General features: G+C 57.7%; 23 protein-coding genes and 2 pseudogenes. 2 read left to right on the forward strand and 23 right to left on the reverse strand.

The window, feature by feature from the left end; all coding sequences use genetic code 11:
* Positions 1-167 precede the first annotated feature (167 nt).
* Positions 168-395: a DUF378 domain-containing protein gene (locus tag CAI21_RS09720; protein WP_116302105.1), complete on the forward strand. Its 228-nt coding sequence runs from the start codon at positions 168-170 to the stop codon at positions 393-395.
* A gap of 94 nt (positions 396-489) precedes the next feature.
* Here CAI21_RS09720 and CAI21_RS09725 read toward each other — a convergent pair whose 3' ends face one another.
* The 6 genes and pseudogenes from CAI21_RS09725 to rfbB form a co-directional block, all read right to left on the reverse strand.
* Positions 490-1,290: an ADP-ribosylglycohydrolase family protein gene (locus tag CAI21_RS09725; protein ID WP_116302106.1), complete on the reverse strand. Its 801-nt coding sequence runs from the start codon at positions 1,288-1,290 to the stop codon at positions 490-492.
* Between the two features lie 94 nt (positions 1,291-1,384).
* Complete coding sequence (locus tag CAI21_RS09730) at positions 1,385-1,993, reverse strand: VPLPA-CTERM sorting domain-containing protein (protein WP_181919355.1); 609 nt, start codon at positions 1,991-1,993, stop codon at positions 1,385-1,387.
* Between the two features lie 130 nt (positions 1,994-2,123).
* Entirely contained in the window at positions 2,124-3,023 is a 900-nt protein-coding gene (gene rfbD / locus CAI21_RS09735; protein WP_116302108.1) for a dTDP-4-dehydrorhamnose reductase, read from the reverse strand.
* A pseudogene (rfbC, locus tag CAI21_RS09740) lies at positions 3,020-3,561 on the reverse strand (dTDP-4-dehydrorhamnose 3,5-epimerase). The gene rfbD and the pseudogene rfbC overlap by 4 nt, the downstream one beginning before the upstream one ends.
* A gap of 25 nt (positions 3,562-3,586) precedes the next feature.
* A complete protein-coding gene (rfbA, locus tag CAI21_RS09745; protein ID WP_116302109.1) occupies positions 3,587-4,468 on the reverse strand; it encodes a glucose-1-phosphate thymidylyltransferase RfbA in 882 nt (293 codons plus the stop codon).
* 20 nt (positions 4,469-4,488) lie between these two features.
* Positions 4,489-5,559 (reverse strand): dTDP-glucose 4,6-dehydratase, encoded by a 1,071-nt coding sequence (gene rfbB, locus CAI21_RS09750; RefSeq protein ID WP_116302110.1) that lies wholly within the window; start codon positions 5,557-5,559, stop codon positions 4,489-4,491.
* Between the two features lie 348 nt (positions 5,560-5,907).
* Between rfbB and epsA the strand changes: the two genes are divergently transcribed.
* Positions 5,908-6,705, forward strand: a complete 798-nt coding sequence (gene epsA, locus CAI21_RS09755) for an XrtB/PEP-CTERM-associated transcriptional regulator EpsA (RefSeq protein WP_116302111.1) — start codon at positions 5,908-5,910, stop codon at positions 6,703-6,705.
* A gap of 41 nt (positions 6,706-6,746) precedes the next feature.
* Here epsA and CAI21_RS09760 read toward each other — a convergent pair whose 3' ends face one another.
* The 17 genes and pseudogenes from CAI21_RS09760 to CAI21_RS09835 form a co-directional block, all read right to left on the reverse strand.
* Positions 6,747-7,571, reverse strand: a complete 825-nt coding sequence (locus CAI21_RS09760) for an ExeA family protein (protein ID WP_116302112.1) — start codon at positions 7,569-7,571, stop codon at positions 6,747-6,749.
* 29 nt (positions 7,572-7,600) lie between these two features.
* Positions 7,601-9,985: a tetratricopeptide repeat protein gene (locus CAI21_RS09765; protein ID WP_181919356.1), complete on the reverse strand. Its 2,385-nt coding sequence runs from the start codon at positions 9,983-9,985 to the stop codon at positions 7,601-7,603.
* Between the two features lie 210 nt (positions 9,986-10,195).
* Positions 10,196-11,776, reverse strand: a complete 1,581-nt coding sequence (gene xrtD / locus CAI21_RS09770) for a VPLPA-CTERM-specific exosortase XrtD (protein WP_116302114.1) — start codon at positions 11,774-11,776, stop codon at positions 10,196-10,198.
* Positions 11,777-11,785: 9 nt separating this feature from the next.
* A complete protein-coding gene (locus tag CAI21_RS09775) occupies positions 11,786-12,271 on the reverse strand; it encodes a glycosyltransferase (protein ID WP_116302115.1) in 486 nt (161 codons plus the stop codon).
* On the reverse strand, positions 12,268-12,441 hold the full coding sequence (locus CAI21_RS23800; protein WP_220347888.1) for a glycosyltransferase family protein: 174 nt from the start codon (positions 12,439-12,441) through the stop codon (positions 12,268-12,270). The genes CAI21_RS09775 and CAI21_RS23800 overlap by 4 nt, the downstream gene beginning before the upstream one ends.
* On the reverse strand, positions 12,428-12,670 hold the full coding sequence (locus CAI21_RS23805) for a hypothetical protein (RefSeq protein WP_220347890.1): 243 nt from the start codon (positions 12,668-12,670) through the stop codon (positions 12,428-12,430). Before CAI21_RS23805 ends, CAI21_RS23800 begins: the two co-directional genes overlap by 14 nt.
* Positions 12,671-12,864: 194 nt before the next feature.
* A complete protein-coding gene (locus CAI21_RS09785; protein ID WP_116302116.1) occupies positions 12,865-13,701 on the reverse strand; it encodes a glycosyltransferase family 2 protein in 837 nt (278 codons plus the stop codon).
* 31 nt (positions 13,702-13,732) lie between these two features.
* The gene (locus tag CAI21_RS09790) at positions 13,733-15,721 is read right to left on the reverse strand and encodes a right-handed parallel beta-helix repeat-containing protein (protein WP_147305082.1); all 1,989 of its coding nucleotides are present in this window, start codon (positions 15,719-15,721) and stop codon (positions 13,733-13,735) included.
* Between the two features lie 360 nt (positions 15,722-16,081).
* Positions 16,082-17,305: a glycosyltransferase family 4 protein gene (locus CAI21_RS09795; protein WP_116302118.1), complete on the reverse strand. Its 1,224-nt coding sequence runs from the start codon at positions 17,303-17,305 to the stop codon at positions 16,082-16,084.
* Between the two features lie 202 nt (positions 17,306-17,507).
* A complete protein-coding gene (locus tag CAI21_RS09800; RefSeq protein ID WP_116302119.1) occupies positions 17,508-18,452 on the reverse strand; it encodes a glycosyltransferase family 2 protein in 945 nt (314 codons plus the stop codon).
* Positions 18,442-19,746, reverse strand: coding sequence for an O-antigen ligase family protein (locus tag CAI21_RS09805; protein ID WP_116302120.1), 1,305 nt, complete (start codon positions 19,744-19,746; stop codon positions 18,442-18,444). Before CAI21_RS09805 ends, CAI21_RS09800 begins: the two co-directional genes overlap by 11 nt.
* Before the next feature lie 76 nt (positions 19,747-19,822).
* Positions 19,823-20,338 carry a hypothetical protein gene (locus CAI21_RS09810; RefSeq protein ID WP_147305083.1) on the reverse strand — a complete coding sequence of 172 codons (516 nt, stop codon included), beginning with the start codon at positions 20,336-20,338 and terminating at the stop codon, positions 19,823-19,825.
* Positions 20,266-21,269 (reverse strand): annotated as a pseudogene (locus CAI21_RS09815) (oligosaccharide flippase family protein). The gene CAI21_RS09810 and the pseudogene CAI21_RS09815 overlap by 73 nt, the downstream one beginning before the upstream one ends.
* A 193-nt stretch (positions 21,270-21,462) precedes the next feature.
* Complete coding sequence (locus CAI21_RS09820) at positions 21,463-22,293, reverse strand: CpsD/CapB family tyrosine-protein kinase (RefSeq protein ID WP_116302123.1); 831 nt, start codon at positions 22,291-22,293, stop codon at positions 21,463-21,465.
* 8 nt (positions 22,294-22,301) lie between these two features.
* Positions 22,302-23,867, reverse strand: a complete 1,566-nt coding sequence (locus CAI21_RS09825) for a Wzz/FepE/Etk N-terminal domain-containing protein (protein WP_116302124.1) — start codon at positions 23,865-23,867, stop codon at positions 22,302-22,304.
* A 19-nt stretch (positions 23,868-23,886) separates the two neighbouring features.
* Positions 23,887-24,276 (reverse strand): hypothetical protein, encoded by a 390-nt coding sequence (locus CAI21_RS09830; protein WP_116302125.1) that lies wholly within the window; start codon positions 24,274-24,276, stop codon positions 23,887-23,889.
* Positions 24,252-24,998, reverse strand: a complete 747-nt coding sequence (locus CAI21_RS09835) for a porin family protein (RefSeq protein WP_116302126.1) — start codon at positions 24,996-24,998, stop codon at positions 24,252-24,254. Before CAI21_RS09835 ends, CAI21_RS09830 begins: the two co-directional genes overlap by 25 nt.
* Positions 24,999-25,109: the final 111 nt, after the last annotated feature.

Consider the following 25,109-nt stretch of genomic DNA (forward strand, 5'->3'; position numbering starts at 1 on the left):
TCGCTGTACTGAAAATGGGGATAACGGACCCTTCTTACCTACGTTGAAAGCTTGCGTCAACGTGACTAATTAGGCCCTGGATCGGAGCTTAATTACAAACTTAAGCCTGTGGTGAGGTACAGAAGTTCCGGTTCCGGAAGTACACGAGCTGACACGGAGAGTCTATTATGACCACAGCGAACTGGGTTGCTTTGATCCTACTAATCGTCGGCGGCCTCAACTGGGGGCTCGTCGGACTATTTAACTTCGATCTGGTAGCAGCGATATTCGGCGAAATGAGCGTGCTATCGCGCCTTGTTTATATAGTCGTCGGCATTGCAGCCGTCTACGCGGCCGTTGTGTCGCCGCGACTCGCTCCCCCCGCCAGCCACCACGCGGGAATACGCACGCACTAATATCGCTTTTTGCCCCAAGGCTGGCAACGGTGCTTACCGGCCTTGGGGCTTTCCGGCGACACTGCTCGCGCCGACCATCGCGAATCTAATACCTTCAACACGCCATAGAGTAGCCATTTATGGCGTCTATCCGCTGCTCGCCTTCATACACGCGCCTGAACGCTTGGACAACTTTGGCCAGCGACGGCGGCAACCGCTGCTCGACCTCCGCGACGATATCGGCCGGAACGCCGTAGGCCGCCTCCGCCAGGGCGCCGGTCATGCTCAGCAAGGCACTATCGGCACCCCGATAGGCGCGGGCTTTTTCTAGCGCATCGATAAAATTGCTACTGTCCAGCAACACCCTAAGGGCTATCGCCACTCTACCGCCATGCAGCTCTAGGTGGACACTGCGCTCTGCCATCGGGGTGGTTAGGTCGCAGCCGAAACCAAAGCGGGCAAGGTTAACGACATCGTCGCAACGAGCGCCCCGGCGCAGTAAGTAGATGCAACCGGCCAAGGCTTGAGCAAGCCTCCACGCGTTTGGCTGCCGGTGCGTCAACACCGCACAGCGTTCGGCTTCCGTCAGGACCGGCCTTAGCTGCTCATAAACATAGGCCACCGGGCTTACCCGAGCCGCCGCCGTGGTGGCGTCGCCCCGATAAGGTAGACGATGGCGTTGCTTGGCCCAATCGGAGAACGCCGGCTCATAAACAACCTCCGGGTAGCGGGCGTAATACTCGTGTAGCAGGTCGACGCCATCCCGCCCGCTTAACAAGCTTTCCGCAACCGCGATGGTGGCTATCGTATGCCCCGTCACTTGGCTTGCTGCGGAGAAAAGCGGGCCGCTAGAGGGCAACGCTGGCTCGGGCTGCGGGACGGACCCGACAATATCCCCGACAATGGCACCCAACATGCTCAAATCCTTTTGTTTTGAAAGGCTCTTTCCAGCTGCCGCGCCTTGCCTCGGCGGCGGCCGCTACGGTTCGGACCTTATTGCGGGCGTTTTCTTAAACCCCTTTTGCCAACTGGCGCCGCCGCATTGCGGCAAAACCAACAAGAGCGGAGCCCAGCAGCCACACCGACGCCGGCAGGGGGATCGGCGACGGTGCGCCGTACCATGCGGAGCTGCTGCCTCCGAAAGCGATGGTGTCGATTCCCCTCACATGGAGGGCGAGATAATCGAGCCCGTATAGCCCCTGCACGGTCCACTCGACCCATTCGCCGTCGGTGAGCCGATCCTGCCGGGGGCCCGTCAAGTCGAAACGGAAATCGAACACCCCTCCCGGCCCGCCTCCGGGATGATAGCTAACATTTTGGATCCCCCCGCCCGGCGTTGTATTCACAACGTCGACGTGGGAGAAATCGCCCCCGATTGCTAAAGCCCCCACGAAAGCGCCCGAACCGAATCCGGACAGATCGTCTGCCGATAGGCGGAACGTCCAGGTCTCGGTATCGACGGTGAGCGTGGCAAAAGACACGTTAGCCACTGCCGGATCAACCGACTCGGGCGATAGTATTTCGCCGAATTGGTACGTTAGAACGGAGGCGTGGCCAAGGCCCGCTGCACTCAATCCGAGGCAGCAAGCTACGACTTGCAAAAAGCGGGGTATTTTCATGCTTATCATTATCGTTTTACGTGTTAACGCGCCAAGCCGGCGAGCGGGTTGAATATAGGTACATATTAATGGGGCCTCGTACCCAATCACTATAGCCCGTTTATCCTAAGACGTTGTTTTGGCAACGCCTCTATAGGCCAAATTCAGGCGCGGCCAACATAAACGCCTCCTCCCAAGGCGGCAGCACCAAACCGAAGCGGCGTGCTAACTTACTGTTATCCAGGACCGAATAGGGGCTCCTCGCGGCGGGCGTGGGATAGCCCGCGCTATCGGTCGGGGACAACTCCGCCACCGCCTCCATGCCTGCCGCTAGCAGGCGATCGCGAATACGGCTGGCAAAGCCATACCAACTCGTCGCGCCGGCGCAGCTTACATGGTAGACGCCGGCGTACTCGGCCATCGCGCTCGGGCTTTGGCAGTAGGCAAGCACTTGCGCGGCAACGTCGGCTATAGAGCGCGCCCACGTCGGAGCGCCTATTTGGTCGTCGACCACGGTCAACTGTGTTTTCTCGCTCATTAGCCGCTGCATGGTGCGGACGAAGTTATGGCCGCGACCGCCATAAACCCAGCCGGTTCGAAGCACTAACCAGGCACCGTCCCGAGACACATCGGCAACGGCCTGCTCGCCTTCGAGCTTGGTGGTCCCATACCAGTTCAGCGGTGCCGTCGGGTCGTCTTCGGTGTAGGGGCTATGTTTAGCGCCGTCAAAAACGTAGTCGGTAGAGAAATGAATAAACCCAGCCCCCACCGCGTGCGCAGCTTCCGCCAGTACGGCCGGCGCTATCGCATTTATCCGCTGGCAACGCTCCGGCTCGGATTCTGCCTTATCGACGGCCGTATAAGCGGCCGGATTGACCACCCAACGCGGTTTTAGGTCGCGAATAAGGCGTGCCAACCGCTCCGGCCGACACAGGTCATAGCGCTCGCGATCCGGCTCAATAACCTCTCCCAGCGCGAGTAAGCTGCGTCGTAACTCCCAACCGACCTGACCGCTTCCGCCCGTCAGCAGGATGCGTGGGCGCACGCTCATGCAAACACCTCTGCCTCGCGAAACGGCTGCCCGGCAGCGTCTTTTTCGGATAATTGGGGAGTAAAGTCTATTTCCCAGTCGATCGCGAGATCCGGGTCGTCCCAGCGAATCGAACGCTCATGCTCAGGCGCGTAGTAATCGGTCGTTTTGTAAAGAAATTCGGCATATTCCGATAGCACGACAAAGCCGTGCGCGAACCCTTCGGGAACCCATAATTGGCAGAAGTTATTGCTGGATAAACGTGCCGATACCCACTGGCCGAAGGTGGGAGACGAGCGCCGCAAATCGACCGCGACATCGAGAACCTCGCCAACCACGACACGCACCAGTTTGCCTTGCGGTTGTTTAACCTGGTAGTGCAACCCGCGCAACACCCCTCGCCGCGACCGGCTGTGATTGTCCTGCACGAATGACGGCCGTAGACCTTCGGCCGCCAAGGTGCGCGCATTATAGCTTTCCAGGAAAAACCGCGCTCGTCGCCGAAAACGCGCGGTTCGATGAGTTTCACGTCGGGGATACGGGTATCGATGATTCGCATTTTCTGCCTGGCTACATTCGTTCGGTTAAAAGACTTTGCTTTCGAGCATACGCAGCAAGTAGCGGCCGTAGCCGTTTTTCTGCAAAGGTTCGGCAAGAGCCTCGACTTGGGCGTCGTCGATCCAGCCGCGACGCCATGCGATCTCTTCCGGACAGGCTATTTTCAGGCCTTGCCGTTTTTCGATGGTTTGAATGAATAGACTGGCCTCGATCAGGGACTCGTGCGTTCCGGTATCCAGCCAGGCGTGCCCCCGCCCCATGGTGACGACATTGAGCTCGCCCAGGGATAAATAGCGGTTGTTAACATCGGTGATTTCCAATTCGCCGCGCGCGGAAGGCTTGATGTCGCGGGCAATGTCGATGACGCGATTATCGTAGAAGTACAACCCCGTGACGGCATAGCGCGACTTCGGTTGCCGCGGCTTTTCTTCGATACTAATGGCACGCCGGTTACCGTCAAACTCAACTACGCCATAACGCTCCGGGTCGTTTACCGGGTAGGCGAAGACGGTGGCCCCGACCTCCTGCCGCCCCGCCGCCATCAGGTCGTCCTGCAAGTCGTGGCCGTAGAAGATGTTGTCTCCCAACACCAGGCAGCAGGCATCGTCGCCGATGAAATCCGCCCCGATTAAGAACGCCTGCGCCAACCCCTCCGGCGCTTTCTGCACGGCATAGGCAAGCTGAATCCCCCAGCGTCCGCCGTCGCCCAGCATTTGTTGAAAGCGCGGCAGATCCTCCGGCGTGGAAATGACCAGGATGTCGCGAATACCCGCCAGCATGAGCGTACTCAGCGGGTAGTAAATCATGGGCTTATCGTAGACCGGCAGTAGCTGCTTCGAGACCGCGTGGGTGATGGGATATAGGCGGGTACCGGAACCGCCGGCGAGAATAATTCCCTTACGTGCCATGACTCTCTCCGTGTCGGGGGTTAGCGGTCGGAACGCCGCAGCCGATAGTTCGTCTCTAGCCAGTCTCGATACGAGCCGTCCTGCACGTGTTCGACCCATGCCTGGTTATCCAGATACCATCCGATGGTCTTACGGATACCGGATTCGAAGGTTTCCTGCGGCCGCCAGCCTAGTTCGTCGGCAATTTTGCGGGCATCGATGGCGTAGCGCCGGTCATGCCCGGGGCGATCCGGCACGAAGGCGATTAAACGCCGGTAGGAGCCTTCCGCAGCAGGGGCCAGATCGTCGAGCAGATCGCAGATGGTTTCGACAATTTCGATATTCGTTTTTTCGTTCCAGCCACCGATATTGTATGTCTCGCCGACAACGCCACGCGCCAGCACCTCGCGTATGCCGCTACAGTGATCCCCGACGTAAAGCCAATCGCGAACGTTCTGCCCATCGCCGTAGATAGGCAACGCCTTCCCTGCTAAGGCGTTGGCGATCACCAGCGGGATCAGCTTTTCCGGAAACTGGTAAGGGCCGTAGTTGTTCGAGCAGTTGGTGGTTAATACCGGTAAGCCGTAGGTGTGATGCCAAGCTCTCACCAAATGATCGGAAGCTGCCTTGCTCGCCGAGTAAGGGCTGTTCGGCTCGTAGGCGTTACGTTCGGTAAAAGGCGAATCCTCCGCCGCTAACGAACCGTAGACTTCGTCCGTGGAGACATGCAGGAAACGAAACTCGGCCTGTTCCTCATTCGATAAACGCGCCCAGTAGCCACGTGCCGCTTCGAGCAGGCTGAATGTCCCCTCGACGTTGGTCCGCACAAAATCGCGCGGCCCGTGGATAGAGCGGTCCACATGACTTTCCGCCGCGAAATGCACAATGGCTCGCGGCCGGTACTCAGCCAACAGTCGATCCACTAATGCTTGATCGCAAATATCGCCCTGAACGAAGTGATGCCGGCTATCGCCCTGAAGCGCGGCCAAGTTGCTTAGATTGCCGGCATAGGTGAGGCGGTCAAGATTAACGACGGGCTCGTCGCAGCCTTGCAGCCAGTCGAGAACGAAATTACTACCGATAAAGCCAGCACCGCCGGTTACGAGAATCATGGCATCCTTCGTCTAATTATTATGCTGCGCCAGCAGGTTGCTCGGGGGGCTGCATCCTTGTATGTTCTCAGCGGCCTAGAAGAAGGCCTGGCTGTTGCACGACGCTTCCCCGGTTAAGCGGCCGCACCGAATTCGAAAGGAGGCTATCGGCCGCCCCACGCCCCAACAATAGCCCGTTTGGACTAATAAAACACGAGCAATCAAGACGATAGCGAGACCGTTGGCCCGCAGAGTCTCTAGGCATCGCGACAAAATGGAGAGAACTCTGGACATTAGCCGGGAATTTAGCGATAAATCGTGTAAAATAAGTGAAAACTACCAACAGCTTAGGCTAGTGCTACTCCGCGTATGGATCACGCAAATAAATTCCCACCCTATTCGGCCGAGGAACGCGAGCGCTTTCTCGAAATAATTCAAGGCGCCCTACGAGTAAAGCGGCATTTTGATTTATTTCGGTGGTTGCAGAGCGACATCCAGCATTTCCTACCGCACGACATTCTGTTGGCAACTTGGGGCAACTTCGAGCTGGGTCTGCTTTATGTCGACGTTATTTCCGCACTGCCTGGCATACGCTCGGAGCCGGTAATTAACCGAGATATTACGCCTTTCGTCCAACGATTGTTCCGGCAGTGGGCCGGAAACGATTTCGCTCCTCTGACAATCGCCGCGCCGCAAGGCTTTTCGTTAGACGACCGCCACGCCGGATGCCCCATTAATCAAGCCTTTCTGACCATGCGCTCGGCGCTTGTCCACGGCATCAACGACGAACGCGGCCAGCACGATTGTATGTATATCGTGTTCAGCAAGGCGGCGCAGACGCCGCGGTCGACACAATACATAGAGTTGCTGTTACCCCACATCGATACGGCGTTACGACAGGTCACCCACCTTCCCGGTCAACGGGGTACGGCGCCCCATGCCCGGCAAGACGAAGGCGTTGAAGATTTCGGGCTCAGTGAGCGGGAAATCGAGATCATGGAATGGGTGCGCAGCGGGAAAACCAATAGCGAAATCGGCTTAATCCTGAACATTAGCGGGTTCACGGTTAAAAACCACTTACAGCGGATTTTCCGCAAGCTCAATGTCAGTAACCGTGCCCAGGCGGTGGCGCAGCTCGCGAAAATGCGCAAGCCCGTGGGCGGCTAGGGAGTTATCGCGTGCCGATCGCGCTGGTCAGCGCGACCGGCTCAGCTCGCGGCTAAAGCGCCGCCGTAGGTCGCGCGATCCTGCAAAACTTCGTCGATAAGCTCATCGTCAATCCACTCGGCCTCCATCGAGTAGCCATACACCAACGCGGTGTCGCACAAGATATTGATACTTCGTGGGATGCCGTTGGTCGCTTCGGCAATCTTCTCGCACGCTTTGAGGGTAAACAGTTGCGCAGAGCGCCCCGCCACTTTCAAGCGATGGCGGATATAACGCTCCACCTCGGGCAGTTCGAACGGCGGGATAAAGAATTGCACGGCCACCCGCTGAGCGAATTGCCGCATCTCCGGCCGCTGTAGCATGTCATTAAGCTGCGGCTGGCCGACTAGCAAAATTTGCAGCAGCTGGTGTTTATCCGCATTGATATTGGACAGCATCCGCAGCGACTCTAACGCGCTGGCATTGAGATTCTGCGCCTCGTCGACAATCAGCAACACGCGCCGGCCTGCCGCATACTCATCGATTAGAAAACGCTGAAACCTGTCGTACATGGCTACCTGCGATAAGCCTTCGTACGGCTGCTCGAAGGCGAGCATGATCCACTCTAGGAGGTCGGCAATATCCTGATGCGTGTTGTAGACCATCCCGACGCGCACATCGGCTCCGAGTTGCGTCAAAAGATGGCGTACTAACGTCGTCTTACCGCAACCGATCTCGCCGGAAATGACCGAAAAACCAGACCGATTCCGGATTCCGTACTCCAGCATCGCGCACGCTAAGCTATGCCGGCGGCTGAAAAAAAGGAACTCCGGATCGGGCTGGATCGAGAACGGTTTTTCGGTCAGCCCATAGAAAGATTCGTACATACCTGCTGCGTATCCTTGCCTCTCCGCGTTTAAAGGGCTTGTAAGGCTTCGCGGGCATCTTCAAGCTGCCGAAAGGGCGAGCTTGCCGCGAGATCGACCGCGGCTTGCAACTCTCTCCGCGCCGCCTCTTTATCCTCTAACGCAAGGTAACTCATCCCCAGGTGATAGCGAAACACGGCCTTCTCGGGCATCAGCTCGACCGCTCGTGCAATGAGCTCCACCGCTTCGCGGTAGTTGCCCATCCGGTAGTGAGTCCAGCCGCGTGTGTCCTTGAACTGGGGCACCGCGCTACCGCTTAGGCGCTGCGCTAAGTCGAAGGCGCGCCGGTAGCTCGCCTCGTCATCCCGGTGCTCCGCTAATAACGCGGCGAGGTTGTTGATGACCACCTCGGCGTTCGGGTGAACGTCGATCAATTCTTCATAAACGGCGATGGCCGGATCAAGCCGCCCGGTCAATTCGTAAATGGCGGCCTGGGTAAACCGCAAGCTCAAGTCGTCCGGCGCCTGCTCTAAGCCCTTTACAATTAACGTCTCGGCCTCCTCGTGCCGGTCTTGGCGCATATATAGGGCCGCCAAGTTCCGATACGCCTGGGTATTGGCCGGGTCCGAATCCAACGCCGCTCGGTAGGCGGCCGCGGCTTCATCCGGCTCGTCCCGCAGTTGGTGTAGCTGCCCTTTTAATAAGCGAGCAGCACTATTAGCCGGGCTTGCCTCCAACACCGCGTCGAGGAAACTCATCGCTTCGTCGGTACGGTCGGCGGCAATGTATGTTCGCACTAAAGCAACCATGGGCTGAGTGTCGTGCGGCGTGGAATCCACCGCTCGGCGGAAAGCGGCGATACTCGAGTCGTAATCGTGCTGCTGGGCTCGCACAACGCCTTCGATACGATCGGGAATCGGGGCGGATGCATCGAGCTCGCGAATCCTATCGGCTGCCTCCTGCGCACCGACCAGGTTACCCAACCGCAACCGCGCTTGCGCCAAAATTTCTAAGGTGGCCAAGTCGTTCGGCGAGGTCGCCAAGGCATCCTGCAGAATGCGCTCGGCGCGCCCGACGCGACCCTGACTAAGCAGAAAATCGGCATAGGCGCGAGCGTAGGTCGGCGCCTGGCCGCTGGCGCGGAAAGCGCGCTGGTACTGACCGTCTGCCAGCTCGGGAGAGCCTGCCAAATGGTGCGCTCGACCTAACTGCATAAGCGCACGCGGCGAATCGGGCGAATCCCGCAGAATCGTGCGCAGATCGGCAATCGCCGCATCCAGGCGGCCGGCCTCGATCGCTAACCGAGCATTGAGGTAAAGCGTGTCTTCGTCGCCGGCGTCGAGCTTTAACATCGCGGCAACGAGTGCCTCAGCTTGCGCGCGTTCGCCATCCGCCAGTAGCGCTTCGGCAAGTTGGCCTTTCGCCCGCAAGCGCGAACGATTGTCGGCGGCGTTGTCGGTAATCTCGCGGTATACGCGACGAGCGTCCGCTTCATTGCCTTGCGCGCGATGAAACTCGGCCAGGGCAAACTGTAAATCGATATTATCGGGGTAGTCAGCGATAAGATCCCGCAGTGTGCCAAGCGCGGCCTCGGCGCCCTGCATCGTGTTGGCAAAGCGCACTACATCGAGCTGAGCATCGAGATTAGCCGGGTTATCTGCGGCAATCTGCCGTAGCTCTTCTTCGGCAGCGGTGTGCCGCCCCTGATCGATGTAGAACTGGGCGAGCTGACGGCGAAAAGCCGGGGTTTGCGGATGTGAGGCAATTAACCGCCGATAGACCTGCTCGACGCCTTCGCTGTCCCCCAGCTGCTCTAAGGCCTGAATTTTGAAAAGATGCAGCGCGACGTTGCTTTCGTCGCGGCTCAGGCCGCTATCCAGATAGCGTATCGCCTGCTCGGGCTCGCCCGCCTCTAAACGCTCGGTCGCCAGCACGACCAGCGCCTCGACATTATCCGATTCTTTTGCCAAGACTTTCTCGGCCTGGGCCACAGCGCCGGGGTAGTCCCCCAACTTGTAGAGGACTGCCGCGCGCAGGGCGAGCACATCCGGCTCTTCCGGCTGCAAGGCGAGCGCTGCGTCGCTTATCGCCAGCGCTTGGTCAAGCTGTCCGGCAGCGAGCAACAAACGCCCCAGGCGGGTGTGCGCCCGCCAGTGGGTGGGGTCTTGCTCAATGGTTTGATTCAGCAACCCAAACATGTCTTCCCAGTCGCCGTTACGCTCGGCGATCAAAGCAAGGCCGTATACCGCCTCGGGCTTTTCGTCGACAAGCTGTAAGGCGTTGCGAAACTCCAGCCGGGCGCGTGTGAGGTCGCCCTCTGCCATCAGCGCCATACCGTTTTCGTAATGACGAACGGCCTGATCCGCCGGCGAGGAGCAACCGTAGACGGCCAGTACCGATGCGCCAATCAACGAAAGGGCCCAGCCTCTACGCATAAAACCTTTACGACCTTGTTGTCTCTGGCTCACTGTCATGATTCTTTTGCCTTCGCGATCGTGATAATCGTTGAGGGTCGGCAATGGCCCCGGATGCCGCCTACTGGGGAGCCGCCCTGTTTATAGTTGTCGGAAACTGTATGCTTGCCGCCGGCTACTCACGTTTCCTGTTCTTATGAGTAGCCGGCCGATACCTGCGGCCCGGCCGGTTTAATCCGGCACGTAAATGGGCAACACGTCGACCAAGGTACCGGCAAAACTTTGTAAACGTCGATCCACCTCGGCCATGTCTTCGTCCGGGTGCACCTCGCTGACTAAGCGGATCAGCGCGCCGTCGGTACGCCGATGAAATGCCGCGGAACGAATTAAATCAAGGCGTGCCAGAAGCTCTTGCCGGTAGGTCCGCTCGCCTTGTTTCAGCCAGTAATAGGCCAACATGGTTTGGTTGCCCTTCCTCGTCACCAAGCGGTTTGCTTGCAACGGGATGCCGTTATTCGTCGCGATCGAGACTGGCTCGACGCTGACGATCTGCCAACCATCGCCAGGTATACAGACGCGCGGCGAATGCGGAATCTGCCCTTGCCGCTGGGTTTCGTAATACGACACGTAGAGGTTCAGGTCGCCTTTAGCGGACGAATAAAAGTCGGCGTAGAAGTATTCGCTGGCCCCCGCGACCTGCTCGATAAGCTGCGGCAAGCGATACTCGCGCGAACTCCAATCGCCGATGGTAAGCGGAAACTCCGATAGGGGTTGGCGTTCCGGCACGATTTCGCTGCGGCCCGCGAGGATCGCCGACAGCGCTGCGGCCACCACCATAATGGCGGCAAGAACGACGAAACTCCGCTGCTGCGCGCCGGCGATTCGCCCGCGATGCGCTTCGGCAGGCTTCTCAACGCCGTGCCGCCCGCTACCTTCGAACGACAGCGATTCGATCAACCCCTTAGCGCCCGGCTGTAACTTGACCAGCAACCAAGCGAGCATCAGTAGCAGCAACAGGGCGAAGATAAAGACGACCCACCCTTCGAAGAAATGCAAGAAACCTTCGCTCGGCTCGGCCCCCCAGAACTCGACCAACAGGCCTGTCACGCCGATGCGGAAACTGTTCATGAAGATAGTGATCGGTATCGATGCCAGAAACAACGTCCACCTTATCCAGAGCGGCGCAACGAGCAGATAGCCGGCGATAGCGCCCAGGCTCATTAACGGATAGAGGTACCGCAAACCGGCGCAAGCCTCGGCAACCAGCAGCTGGGTTTGCCCCATGTCGATCAAGTTGCCCTGGAGGTGCACTACACCGCCGAATAAGCGAATAAACCAAACGCCGAGTTCGGACGAAATCAGCTGTAACTGGGAGGTGACGGCCACTTCGATGCCATTGGGCAGCGGGATGACCATAAAGGCGATCAGCAAGGGAATCAGCAATTGCCAAAGCAAACGAAAACCGCCGATGGCAAAGGTTAGCACCACGCCGAATAGCCAAACCGAGTACATCTCCAGCTGAGAAATCCCCGATAAGGCGCCGATCATTAATACTAACAGGGGAAGCATGGCTGCCAGCGCCACCAGCGCAACGCTCGGCGGTCCAGCCGTTGTTAAATTGTCGCGGCGGCAGTAGATGAGATAGGCCAGGACCAGAAGCACTAAAGGCCCATGCCCGTACTCCTCGCTCTGCATCCAAAACGCGAGAAGTCCGGAGGAATACAGCAGCCACAGCATGGCGGCCGCTAAGATCGCGACGCCGGCAACACGCCTCACTCCCCAGCTTTCGACAAATCCTTGTAGTCGCCCCATGTCGTTTCCTTAGGAATGATTTTGTACAAATTGCTTCAGCTCGTTAAGCAAGGTGCTGAAGGCTTTCCCCTCGGGGGTATCCGTCGCGGCAAAGCGGTGCAGAGGTTCCGCTAAGGCCTCGCCCAGGGCTTGCTCGTCGTTCACGACGCGGATATTGCCAAAGTGCCCGAACTGTTTCGCCGTCGCCACTTGGTGATCGTTCCGATGCTCCCGATAAACCGCCAAGCGCGGCATCATCAATAGCGGCTTCCCGTAATCCAAGCTTTTTAAAATAGTGCCCATACCGGCATGCGACACGACCCGCTCTGCCTGTTGGAACAAACGCTCCCATTCAGCCTGCGGCGTATACGCAACACTCCGGCAATGGGTCGGGGCGTAGGTAGTTTGACCAAGCTGGATAAAAACATCCTCGCCCGGATGACGTGCAGCCCAGTTGTCGACGGCTTGGACTAAACGTTCGAAAGGAAGCTGGGTGCCGACCGTTACAAAGATCATAGTACAGCCCCGCGATAGTGGGGGCCGTCGGGCGCGGCCAGATGCTCCCACTGTGTTAACCAAAGATCGGCAAACCGTCGGACCTTGGCGCCGGAGACGGATAGCTGTTCGGCGTTGGCCAAGCTGTCGACCCAGATCGTTTTTGCGCCCAGCAACTTACCGAATAGCAAGGCGAAAAACCGGCGCCGCGCCGGTAGACAATACAAAGTGTGGGCGCGTGCGAAGCACCACCCAGAGCGTCTTGATGGCAAGGGGAATTAATGCGGCCTTCTGCTTGAGGTTGGCATCCGGCACCACCGAAAGCGGGGCAGGCGCAACCTCTGCTGCAACATCCGAGGACGTACAGACGTAGTGAACCTCCAACTCGGCGAAGGCGGCCGCCAGCCGCCGCATTTGCACCCAATGCCCCCGTGCGAGGCAACCAGCAGAATCCTTTTTCTTGCGCCTTTCATGGCGCCCTCCTTATCGCCTAGTGTTCCGTTTCACTAGCTCGTTGCATTAAGGCTTGGGCTAACTCGTTGACTCGCCGTTGCTCGTCGTCGCCATAGCGCTGCTATGGCGCCTTGTTTATAGCGAACGAGTGAAACGGGACATTAGTTCCTGGAGGATAAATCTCTGTCCCACTGATAGCCATCTAATTTCTTTAGTTGCTTCTGCGCTCGCCAGCGAGAGCCGACAGCTACATAGAGATAAACGACGGCGGCAGGCCACAGTAACGGTTTGCCGAGCAGCTGCCGCAGGCCGCCACCATAATCTTTTTGCTCATTAGTTAGCAAATTCGGATATTTAAGCGCGAGTTCCTTTTGCCCGAGCCGGCTGCGCACTTTTATTTTCATGAGCCAACGTAGGCTGGCAGGCGCACGCACGACGGAATACGCACCCTCGACTTTGCCTCTTTCCGATTCGGCAAATAACGCTCGAATGTAACCGTCGTCGGCAATAAGGTTCGGAAACTCGGAAAAGCGCGCGCGACCGGCTTTCGATAGCCCGTAAACGCCGGCGCCAATCATGCCTTGGCGGCAATAGGGCAACGCCAACCAGATTCTATAATAGGCTCTTACCGCCCAGCTCGCGCGACTAAAGTCCATCACCGGGTCGGTGGCGGCCGCCAGATACGTCTCTGCCTGCAAGGCCGCCTTTAAACGCGGCAAGGCTTCCGGCTTTAGTTCGATATCGGCGTCGAGATAAATACGGGGAAAACTCCGAGCCGCTTGATCCCCTAAGTTGAGTGCATGCGGCTTTGAGGCCACATCCGTTTCGATAACGCGAACCTGAGGCTCATAGCGACGCGCGATACCGGCCGTGTCGTCCGTACACCCGTTAGCGACGAGAATAAGCTCGTCTTCCTCGGCGAGCATCGGAACGACGGTTCGCAGCGTACGCTCGATCACCGCAGCTTCGTTATGGGCGGGTATGATAATCGATGCCACAGTTTTTAGACTTCCTTGTAAACAGCGTTCGCTAACGGTCCGTGTAAGGGCCTATCGTTGGTTCGCCGAGTCGTTCGCCGTCGATGTCGTATTGGTACGGAACGAATAGTTGCGCAGCCGGACGCAGAACCTCGGCAGCTCGCGGCCGGTAGTCGCCCGCCTCTGGGTTCCTGAATAAATCCCTCAATTCAGCCCGCTCTTCGCCGCTACCCTTATCGAGGTCATGCTGATTACACCACGTACTGATGTATTTATTGTACGCGAAGCGACCGCCGGAAGCTGACAAGCAAGAGAGAATATTGTTTTTCACTTCCAAACCAAGGATGGAATCGTCGTGGACACGAAGCCCCTGGCCGCCGCCGTAGTTTAGAATAATATTATTATAATAACGAAGATTACGGGGATAACGCCCATCCTCGTCCTTATCCCCCCAGTCGGCAACGGCGAAATTAACGCCTTCGTTCGCGTCGTGGGTAGTCAGGATATTATGCGCGATCGTTACGTTTCGGCTGTGTTTAGTCGTCAGAGCAATATTGCCGTTTTCAACGCGATTCCCGAGAATCAGGTTGCCGTGGCTGGACAAGTAGTTGGAAATGCCATTGGCATGCACCGCGGTAACGGCGTCAACCGTGTTATAAGCGATGATACTGTTCTCGGTGCGGAAAAAGGTAATGCCGGTATGCCCGCCTCCCGACACGTGATTGCCGCTAATCTCCGTACCGAAACCTTCCGTCGCCTGTATGCCGCGATTCGGAAAATTGTGGTGCACATAGTTATTCAAGATGCGCAGATCCCGAGTAGCGCGGGTATAGATGGCGCCATAGCTTTCTCGCGAGCTATTGAATCGAACCTCGTTACCTTGAACGAGCACTCCGCGGCGCTCGCTTACCTTTAACGGTCCGTTAGCGTAAACTCGAATACCCACCCCGTCATGCCACTGATGCCTGGCCCCGACGAACTTTTGCGCGATAAAGCCTTGTACCACGACGTGATCGGCTTGAACGTCGATGCCCACCGGCCGCAGCGAGTAGGTAATGGTGTTGACGTCCGTATTCGGGAAGGGAATAACCCATACTTCCCGGGTCTCCGGGTCGTAAACGAATTCGCCGGGTTGGCTTAAGACATTTTGGTGATTGACGATAGCGTAATAGGTACGACTATTGTTAGGAAAGTATCGAGCCCGGTTGTCCTCGAAGACAATACGCCCACGACGGGCATCATAACTCTCGATCGGCGCCAAGACGATGCGGTTATCGTTGGCCCAAATCACAACGTGCGCACGCCCTATATTGCCTTCGCCAAAGATTTCCGACAGAACGTCGAAGTCCTCAACCCAAGTAGTATCGAATTGGTGCCCTTCGACAGCCACCAAATCTTCAAGTTGATAGGGTACAAAATAGTCCGACGCAGGCTCCGGGCCTTGTGCCAGAGTCATGCGCCGGTTTTCGGTATAGAGATTGAGCGCAAAGACATCGCCCTGCCATTCCTCTGGGAGCTTATCAGGCAGGATGGTGTGGCAAATCTCGCCGGAACATTGCCAACCCGTTAGGAACTCGCTGCCGTCGATAATCGCCGAACCTTGGCCGAACTCGCGCCCCGTTCCGTCGAATACCACAGGTGCGGAAGCCGTCCCTGAGTCTCGGATAGCGATACTGCCGCGGTAGACGACTCCGCCTTTGAAAATTACGCCGTCACCCGGCTTCAGGCGCACCTCGGCGGGCTTGCCGGTGGCGTTCGGGTCGCGCGGGCTATGCTTCCACGCGCTCTCGGGCGAGGTGCCGTCGTTAGCGTCGCTGCCACCGTCATAGTCCACGTAATAGCGGGTTCCCGCGATCTCCACCCATTCCGGCAGTTCGGGTGGAAACTCAAGCTGATGCCCCGGGATCGGGGTCAACCCCTCCACCTCCGGATGCCAGCGCGTGTAAGGAGCGTCGGCATCGTCCGACAGATCGCAGGCGGTCAGCATGCCCCCTATCGCTATAACGATTAACACGACCAATCGGCGCATCCGATTAGACACTGATACTCTCCCTCTCGATTGGCAACAGCTCGTTAGCGCCCATGGGGTTATACTCCCAGCAAGATCCCATCCGCCGCCCGCCCCCAGCAGACAATTAGGAAAGCCGACGAGAATATGGGCTAGGCAACGGCCATTTTCTTAGCAGAACATTAGAAGCCGCTTCTTGACGAGACACTGAATAATTCACTTACCTGTTGCGACTCGCGAATAGTCAAACGGGCAAGCGAGTTATTCAGTGTCTCCTTAAAGATATTTTGGCGGCAAAAGATAATCGCCCGATTTATCTCAACCAGGAAAGAAAAGCAATATCCATGACATATTCTTTCTTGTCATTATATTAATACTAGCTTTTGATTACCGCTACGCGGATTGGCGAACCAGTTCGCAATATATCGAATCAAGGCGCTGGTGCTTAGCACGCCAGGTAAAATGCTCGCGTGCGCGCTGATGCGACGCCGCCCCCATGGCCGCTCTCAGCTCGGGCTGTTCGACGAGGCGATCGATGGCATCCGCCAAGCCTTGGATATAGCTTTGCTCGGAAGACGGTGCGACGCGAATACCGCAGCTTTCGTCAACCAGATACTCAGGCCCTCCGTAATCGCAGGCAATCAGCGGCAAGCCGTATAACATCGCCTCAAAGAGCGCCCCACCCGTCGGCTCTCGAAAACTTGGAAATAAGAAGGCATCCGCCCGTAGGAAGTAGCCTTCCACTTCGGCATGCGGTAACCAGCCCTTGAACGCAACGCGATCATCCAGCGCCAACTCGGTAGCCAATTCCCGGCATGCTGCTAAGTCGTCGCCCGCGCCGACAACCGTTAGTCTCACTTTATCGCGGTTGCGGCATTCGGCCACCGCTCGAATCGCGAACTGCACGCCTTTGGTCCGTACCACACGCCCGACGAATAGAAGGTCGATACTCCCGTCGGGCTTACCGGCACACGTCGCCTGCGGACGATCCAACATCTCGTCGGTCAGCCCCAGCTCAAGGTCAACGCTTGTCGCCTTAACCTCCAACCCCTCGACGACGTTTCCCACGTAAGGTGCGGCAAGCAAAAGGTGATCTGTCTGCCGATACGATGCCCGCAGGAGAGGGTCGATTCGGCGCCGTAGCGCATCGGTCCGGCGCAGAGCCATGAAAGGCGCCGCTTTGCCCTTCGCGGCCGCTTCCAGGCCGGCAGGCGTACTCAGTCCACCGCCGATAGGCCCCCTTACCAACGGTACGCCCAGGCCGGCGGCCGGGGAAGGATAACGCCAGGCGAAGGGGGATAAATGATGGATCACATCGAACGCTCGCTCGCGCAGAAGACGCTTCAAAAACCGTCGGGCCTTGAAGTAATACGGGAAGTAGCCCGGTTTGACGATGGCGCGAAACCGCTCCAACGAAGCCGGAACGCCGATATCGCGCCACTCGATAACCTCGAGCTGCGGAAACTGTTCGGCGACGCAACCGAATCGATCCGGCCGGCTGACCGCGAACACGGTCACCTCGTGTCGCCGAGATAACTCCTGCACCCAACGGGCCGAGATAAGAGGCTCGCTCACATCTTCCAGATCGCAAGCCCACGTTATTAATAGAATCCGCATTACGTCCCCTTAGCAAGCACTGAACAGTTCCCTTATCCCTAGCGGACCGTGAAGAGTGCAGTGGTGAGTATCCCTAACGGGTTTTCGTTGCTGTTATGCAGCCCGTGCCGTGGTCGATTTCGTTTCCCCTTTGCGAGGCGCAAGCCTCCTAGGCGTCCGCGACAGGCAATACAGCGAAGGGAGCGCCGGATAGGCAAGGGCGTTATTCGGTGCTTCTCCTAGGCCAAGTGGCACCGATATCGAGCACGACGCGGCGGAAATGCTGAGCGCGCTCGGCAGCGCCGGCGCCTTTCCACGACAACAACCACCACAGCAACGCGCGCGAGCCGTTAAACAGGCTCAAGATCGCGAACGCCCCGCAAGCGGCTAGTAGGCCGCCGTTTTTCTTATGCAAGCGCACCGTAGCCTCGGTCAGCATCACGTCGCGGCGGTGGTTGAGCTTTTTCACGCTTCCCCCACCGTAATGAACGATCTCCCCGACCGGGGCGAACATCAGCCGCCACCCGGCCTTTCTCATCCTTAAGCACCAGTCCGTTTCCTCGCCAAAGAAAAAGAACTGCTCATCCAAGCCGCCGACCTGATCAATAATCGACTTCCGCACCAACAGATAGCAGCCGCTGATGACATCCACCTCGCGCTCCGAGTCCCGAGCCCAGGATCGTAGCTGATAAGTATCGACGGCTAGGCGACCGGGCAGGCGATCCAAACCCAGCGTCATCGACAGCAAACGCCCCAACGTGGGGTATCCGGAGCAGGTTCGTTGCAGGGTACGATCGCTATTTAAGACGCGACACCCCATCGCGCCGACATCTTCATGCTGGTTGAGGTAGGCCACCGATTCTTTTAGTACATCCCCCAGCACCAGGGTGTCGGAGTTGAGCAGCAGAACCTGATCCGCTTTACAAAGGGCGAAGCCTTGGTTATTGGCGGCGGCAAACCCTTTGTTATCGTTGTTTTCGATCAGCTCTACTTGCGGATAACGACTTTTGATCATCTCCACCGAGCCATCGCGAGAGTCGTTGTCGACAACGATGACTTGTAGCGCCAAATCGCCCGCTTGCTCATAAACCGAGCGCAGGCAGTCGTCTGTCATCGCCTGCGTGTTATAGGACACCACGACGATAGACAGGTCGGGTCTACTCGTCATCACGGACCTCCTTGTTTGCCCGCTCGGTGCGAGTCACATTAAGAAACCATGCCCCTGCGCCGAGAAAAAAGAAAAAATAAACGAAAAGATTATTCCAGAAATGGACCGTGCAAGCCGCCACGATCATGCCAACCAAGGAAAATGTCCAAGCCATCCGCAGCCGGGTCAAGCGCGGCGGCAAGCGCTTCCAGCCCAAGGCCGGCATCAGCAATACCGGAATGGCAATGGTCAGCAAACCCGGCAGGCCGATTCTTACCCCCTGAACCACCCAGAAATTATCGATGCTCGGCGCATGCATCCAGCCCGGCCGCGTCCAATCGTTAAAGCCGATTCCGAAAATCGGGTTACGCAGCATTTCCGCGCTAGCGTATTCGAAAATTAGCACTCTCATATAAGCCGTTTGCGCGCTAAACGTCAGATAATGCAGAAAGACTTGGTAGGCGGAACGGTTCGAGAGCACATCTACCGAAATGTACAGCACCACGACCAGGAAGGTTAGTAATTTCCAGCGCCCGGCGTGATTTCGGGTCAGTTTCTCCCACACCATAAGCCCTATTTGCACCACCAGCGCGGCAATCGCTCCGGTCGAAACCGACGAAAAACTGCTGACTAATACAGCGCGCCGCGGCATCTTCGGGAAGCTCGGCCTCCCCAAAGCAGGCAGGGCCGGCATAGCAGCGAGGGCGAATACGCTTGCACTAAACACCCCCAGCAGAATGGGGTGGTCGAACGGGCCATAAGCTCGGGTAATGCCGAAGCGCGGACTCATATCCGAGTGGAAATGCGTCCCCATCAGCGCCGCCGAGATATCCTTGATAAAGTGCACGCCCGTCACCGCCTCCAGCAAAACTAAGGGCGCGATGACAATCAGGATCAGAAACAGCATCGCGCATGCCCCGCGGAAACTGCGCTCGTCCGTGATCCAGGCGCGTGCTATGAGATAGGCCCCCAGCACTTCGAGCGTTCGAACACCTGCCGCTTCAACGCTCCTGTCGAGTCCGTGCACATAGGTGTAAGCAATCGCCCCCCATACGACATGCAGTATCAGCAGGCAGTCGATAAGAGTCACTCTGCCCACTGCACCGGAGAATAACCGCGCCAAGCCGGGGAGAAAGGCGAGAATCAAGACAAGCCGGTAAGGCGTTAGCCGAAAGCTGCCGATCGTAAACGAGAACTCGGTCGGCAAGGCGAGCGTTAGCAGCAGTAACGTCACCCATAACGGGCACCAACGCAAAGCGGCTAGCGCTTTGCTTCTAGGCGCTTCGGTCGACGGGGTATCGAATACAACGGCCATGTCTGTTTGCGATTCTTACGTGTTATCTCGTGCGTGGTGGCGATGAGTAGGCACGGCGCTCCCGCCCCCTTTACGATTAAGTGTTAACGGTTTTCGTAGCACTGCCGGCTGCAACGATCTTGGCCAACCACTGACGGCTCTCTCGGTAGGAGCCGGCCAAAACCAGCATCGCCCCGACGAATACGAAGCCGCCTAACAACAACTGAGAGAGCATACCCGAGAAAGCGGGCAATTCGCGGGCCAGCAGCATTCCCACCGTCGCGGTCACGAATACCAATGTCCAACCGGCAAGAAGGCGCGGGCTTTTGCCCAATTTCGCACATACCAGGTAGAGCAAAACCAACAGCGCCGTTAGCTCTGCCGCGATCCCCACAAGCAGTAACAACTCTAGCGAGCCTGTTGTCACGGCAACCCAAACTGCCAACGGGAAAAAGACCGCTCGCACGATGTTCGAGTACAGAGGGAAGCTGGTTTTCCCCAATGCCAAGGAGGCAATAGCCGGTCCCGAACCGAGCATTTTTAGGCCATGCATAAAACCGAGGAGGGCCAACAACGGCGCCGCGGCGGCATAACGCTCCCCGAAAACCAGCACGAAAAAACACCGCCGAGGACGATAAAGAAGATCGCGAACCCAAGCCCTACGAACGATGCAGCCTGCATGACAAAAACCGTCCTTACCCAAAAGGCGTCGACACTCCCTTTCGCCTTGGAGAGAACCGGCAACAGCACCGTTTGCATAACGTTGGTAACTAAGGCGCTCGAGGTAAACGTCAGCATGTAGGCGGCGCTGAACAAGCCAAGCGCCTCCGGCCCAAGCACGGAACCGACGATGGCTCTATCGCCCTGGAGAATAAAAAACAGCAGAAAGCCGTTTAGCAGCAGCGGGGCGCCAAACGAGAATATCTTCCGTATAAACGTGCTATCCCAGGCCATCTGATACGGCCTTTTTGCCACCAGGTGCGACAAAACCGTATAAGAGAGGCCATACAGAATAAGAACGTAAAGCATGACGCGATAATCGCCCAACCACATCCCCAAGGGTATGCAGGCAAGCAACGTAAACAGCTGCGGTAGCTCGCGAACAACCACCGAGCGCCAAAAGCTAAGCTTTCGATGGAAGCGCACATAATCGATGTGCTTCATGCCGTCGATAATGGGAATCAACGCCAACAGCTGGAATGCCCACGCCACCTCCGGAACCCCGAAAATGCGGCCACATAGGGAGCGGCAACGAATAGCGCTATCCCGCAGATCAGCCCCCGCACGAACTGGAAGGAATGCGCGGTCGCCTGCATACGCCGCTTGTTCCCCTCTCGGTCCTGCACGATGACAGTGGTTACGGCAAAATTGCTCCCCAGCTCGATGAAGGACATCGTCAAAGCGAATAAGGCGGCAACGCCGAAATCCTCCACGCTCACTAGGCGAGCGACGATAATGTTGCGCCCGAACGAGGCCAGGGAGCCGCCGATCTTCGCTCCGCTAACCAGGAGCCCGCCTTTTAAAATGTCCGTAAGTTTTGCCATGTAAGGCCAAGTCCTTCTGGAGAGCACGGGGATAAACGGATACGACTTAGCAATCCAAGCCTCCGTACGGCATCAAACAGCCCAAAGAATGTTGGACGCTTGCTATCACTATCACTAGAAAGTGACATTTAACGACGCATGGGAACCTTATGCCTCGCCTCGGGCGATGAAGCATCCTCGCGAGTCCATCGCGTTAGTAGTAATTGGCGGATTCCTCGCCTTTATTAAGGACCGTCCCGAGTAAACGATCTGCGGTAAAGCACCGATAACTATCCTTGAGTTCGGCCTCCGTCACTTCGCCATTGCCGATAATCAGCAAAGCCGCGTCGATCTGGGGGAGAGCGACGAGCGCATCGTCCGTATTCAACAACGGCGGCAAATCGAAGATAACAATACGATCTGGGTAGCGGTTTCGCAGCTCCTGAATCAAGCTCTCTGCAACACGGGAAGACAACAGCTCGGCAGAAAGCTGCTCCGGCCGCATCGTCGGAAGAACGACGAGGCGAGGAATTCCTGGATTAATCAAAGCGTCGGCAACAGTCGCCTGTCCCGCCAAAACCTCGTTCAACGAGCGTTCTGCGTCGAAACCCAGATACTTAGCAATTTTCGGCCGCCGCAGGTCGAAATCGACCAACATGGCCGTTTTTCCCGTTTGCCGCGCAATCGAGATGGCTAGATTGATCGCCACGACCGTTTTCCCTGCCCCTTCGTTGGGGGAGGTGATCGCAAGCGTACGCCAAGCTTTTTCGTCCATCTTTTGCAGCACTTGCGTTCGCAAGCGGTCGAAGGCCACCGTGCTCGGATCGTTTTTGTTGAACGCAACCACACGGTGCTTTTCCAAGTGGGTAGGGTCTAGCGTAACGACACGGGTGTGCGAATACGCCAAGCTGGAGACGTCGCCTGTGTCTGCCGACGCTTTGCTCTCGGCAGCGACAAAGGCGCCCGGGGAAACGCCACTCCAACCTGTCGTCGAGCCGGCCGCCTGACTTTTGGCCTTTTCTAATGCTTGTTTGATGCGTTCCATAACTGTTCCTAGCCGAAACGAGCAATGAGGCGGACGAATATCATATCCAACGGCATATACAAGATATGCAGCAAGGCCGGAACGGCGATCAGAACGATAAGGCCACCGGCAAACGCGATGCGTAGCTGCCAGCGTCGCCTCGCAAGCTCGGCCGACGTCTTGATATAAGGCACGACAACCAACGGCGCTTGCCTCGCTAATCGGCCAAGTGCGGCGGCGCCGCGAATGCGCCGATTTAACAGCTCCAGCAGAAACACGACACCGCCGGCACCACCGCCGGCCAGGAAAAAACCGAGCAGAAGGATCTTCATTCGATCCGGCTTGACCGGGTTATCGGGCAAGATCGGCGGCTCGAGGATGGCGAACCGCTCAGCCTTACTATCCTCTTCTAAACTTTCCGCCATCTGTGCATCGACTTGCTTCGCGCGCACCTCTTCATACTTCCTGCGCGCGTTTTCATGGTCGCGCATCAAAGAGAATAAAGCGCGCTCGACTTGCGGCGTTTCGAGAATTTGCCGCTCAAGCTCTTCCATCCGGTTTTGCAGGGATTTTCGCTGGTCGGCGAGCGACGCTATCCGCGCATTGGCCGCTTCAATGCGCGTTTCGAGTTTCGCCACCTGTAAACGCTCCGGGGAGACGGCGGCCAAACTCTCGTCACCGGCACCGTTATCGGTCTCCAACGTCCGGATGCGACTGCGCACCGCCCGTACATCCGGATGATCCGCCGTGTAACGGGAAATCAAACGCTCGTACTCGGCACGCAGCGTCGGCAAATCGTTCGCGATACTTCCGTCCGCTCCCGCGGAGACAAGCCCCGCCCTCGCCGCCGACAACTCAACATCGAGAAAGCGCAACTCCTGTTGCGTGCTGCCGTATTCTCGCTCAACGCTTCGCAACTCGGCTTCGGTACGTTGCAGCATCGTCATACGCAGGTCCAGATGCTCGGGTAACGCGTTGCTGTACCGCTGCTTGTAGAGAGCCACCTGGTTCTCTAATTCTTCCAGTTCCAGCCGAAGTTTTTCCGCTTCCCGAGCCAAGAAGCGCGTCGTATCCGTAGCACGCTCCGTCCGGACCCGAACGTTCTCGCTTAGAAACAACGTTACTAAATCATTCGCAACCCGATAGGCTATCTGCGGCGATTGATCGTCGAAGGAAACATTGAACGCCAATGTCGACGTGCCGCGCCGGCTACCGTGATCGCCACGGATTAGCTCGACCCTAATTCGGCTGCGCATCTCGCGCAATTTGTTAGACGTCGTCATCGGCCGGCGGGCGTCTTCAAATAGGCCGTATTGGTCGACAATTCGCAACAGATTATCTCGCGTCATCACCCGTTGCTGAATTAACTGGATGCGCTCGTCCGCGTACGTCGTTACCGTCGTCGGCACAAGATCAGGAGGGATCTGCTGCGATTCGACCAGGATCGTACCGGTCGATCGGTAAATAGGCGGCGCCAACACCGCGGCCGCAACGGCCACCGACATGATCGCAACAGCGACGGCCAGCATGACCCAAAACCGCCGCTTCAGAATCATCATGTAGTCATGAACGGTAAACGTGTACTGAGTAGCCATATGATGTTACTTCGACGGCCTAAAAGTTGCTGCTGCTGTATACCAACGTCAACGCTAAGGTATTGGCATTTGCCGTGCTTTCTCCTCCGCGCTTCCTTTGCGTATGCGTAAACGCCAGCTGTGTTCGCCACTCAGGCGCTAGCTGCCTGCCGACTCCCGCCCCGAAAGTGCGCTCAACCCCTTCCGTTGCACCTCGCGTATCGCGCCAACCGATATCCATCGTCGCCCTCGTTCGCTCGTCGATATCGAAGCTAGCACCGGCCTTCGCACGGTCTGTCTCGACAAAACCGCCGGCGCCGCTCGTGCTAACGCTGCGCCCGGCATCGGCGTCCAGGTTTATGCGGGGAGAAAGCGTGAAGTAAGCAGCCGCATTCCCTTGCCAAATCACACGATCGTCGTCGCGAGCCAAGTACGCCCCCCGCTGTTCAGCTGTAAGGTCAACTGGGGAGAAGCTTGCCACCCCGCCCCGAGCGTAGCGGAATAGTATTGGCTCGTACTTTGCCAACCGGCCAGCGGCTCGTAATGAACGGCTCCCATCTGCGCGAAGAACTGCGTTCGCTCGCTAAAAAGCCGCGTGAAGTGAGCCGCGGCGCCGAATTCGTCATAATCCTGCAACTGGGTGTTGTCATACCGCGAACGCCGGTAATCCCCCGTCAGCCGCACCCGCAGCAGAGGACTCAACGCCTCGTCCCAATGGCCGCTTAGCGCTCGCGTTTCCTGGGTGGCATCGGCAACCACAAAGGCGGCGTCGTCAATCTCCGCAGCCCGGGTCGAGCGCTCCTCGTATCGCGCGGCGACCCCGTATTCTCCCGTCGGCGTCGACCGAACCCAGTTAAGCCCCAAGCGCGGGTCGTCGCGCGGAACGCTGGTATCCGAGTCTGTCGAACGCTCGAGACTCATCCCGAACGTAGCCAATACGTCGTGCCGACCGTCGCGCCAGGAGAGCCCATAAACCGGACTCACTCTCAAACGTGCGACCCCTTCCGGATTTCTCGGAGCAAACGTGGGGTTGGAATCGTATTCCACCGTCATCGGCAACGTCAGCGCCTGATCCCAACTACCGGCAGTTGTACTCATCGCCGGCATCAGCCCGATCAGCGGCAAACCTATGAACCTCCAGGTAGCCTTCACCCTGACAAATGCTCCTCGTATCGTCGGCAGCGCCGCCCCCACAGAAACGCCCCCGAGCTTGCCGGCCAAACGCCGCCTGTCTTGCTAAACAGCGAGTATCGGCCCCCGGCG

Origin of the sequence: Alkalilimnicola ehrlichii (genome assembly GCF_003399765.1) — a bacterium.
GTDB lineage: Bacteria > Pseudomonadota > Gammaproteobacteria > Nitrococcales > AK92 > AK92.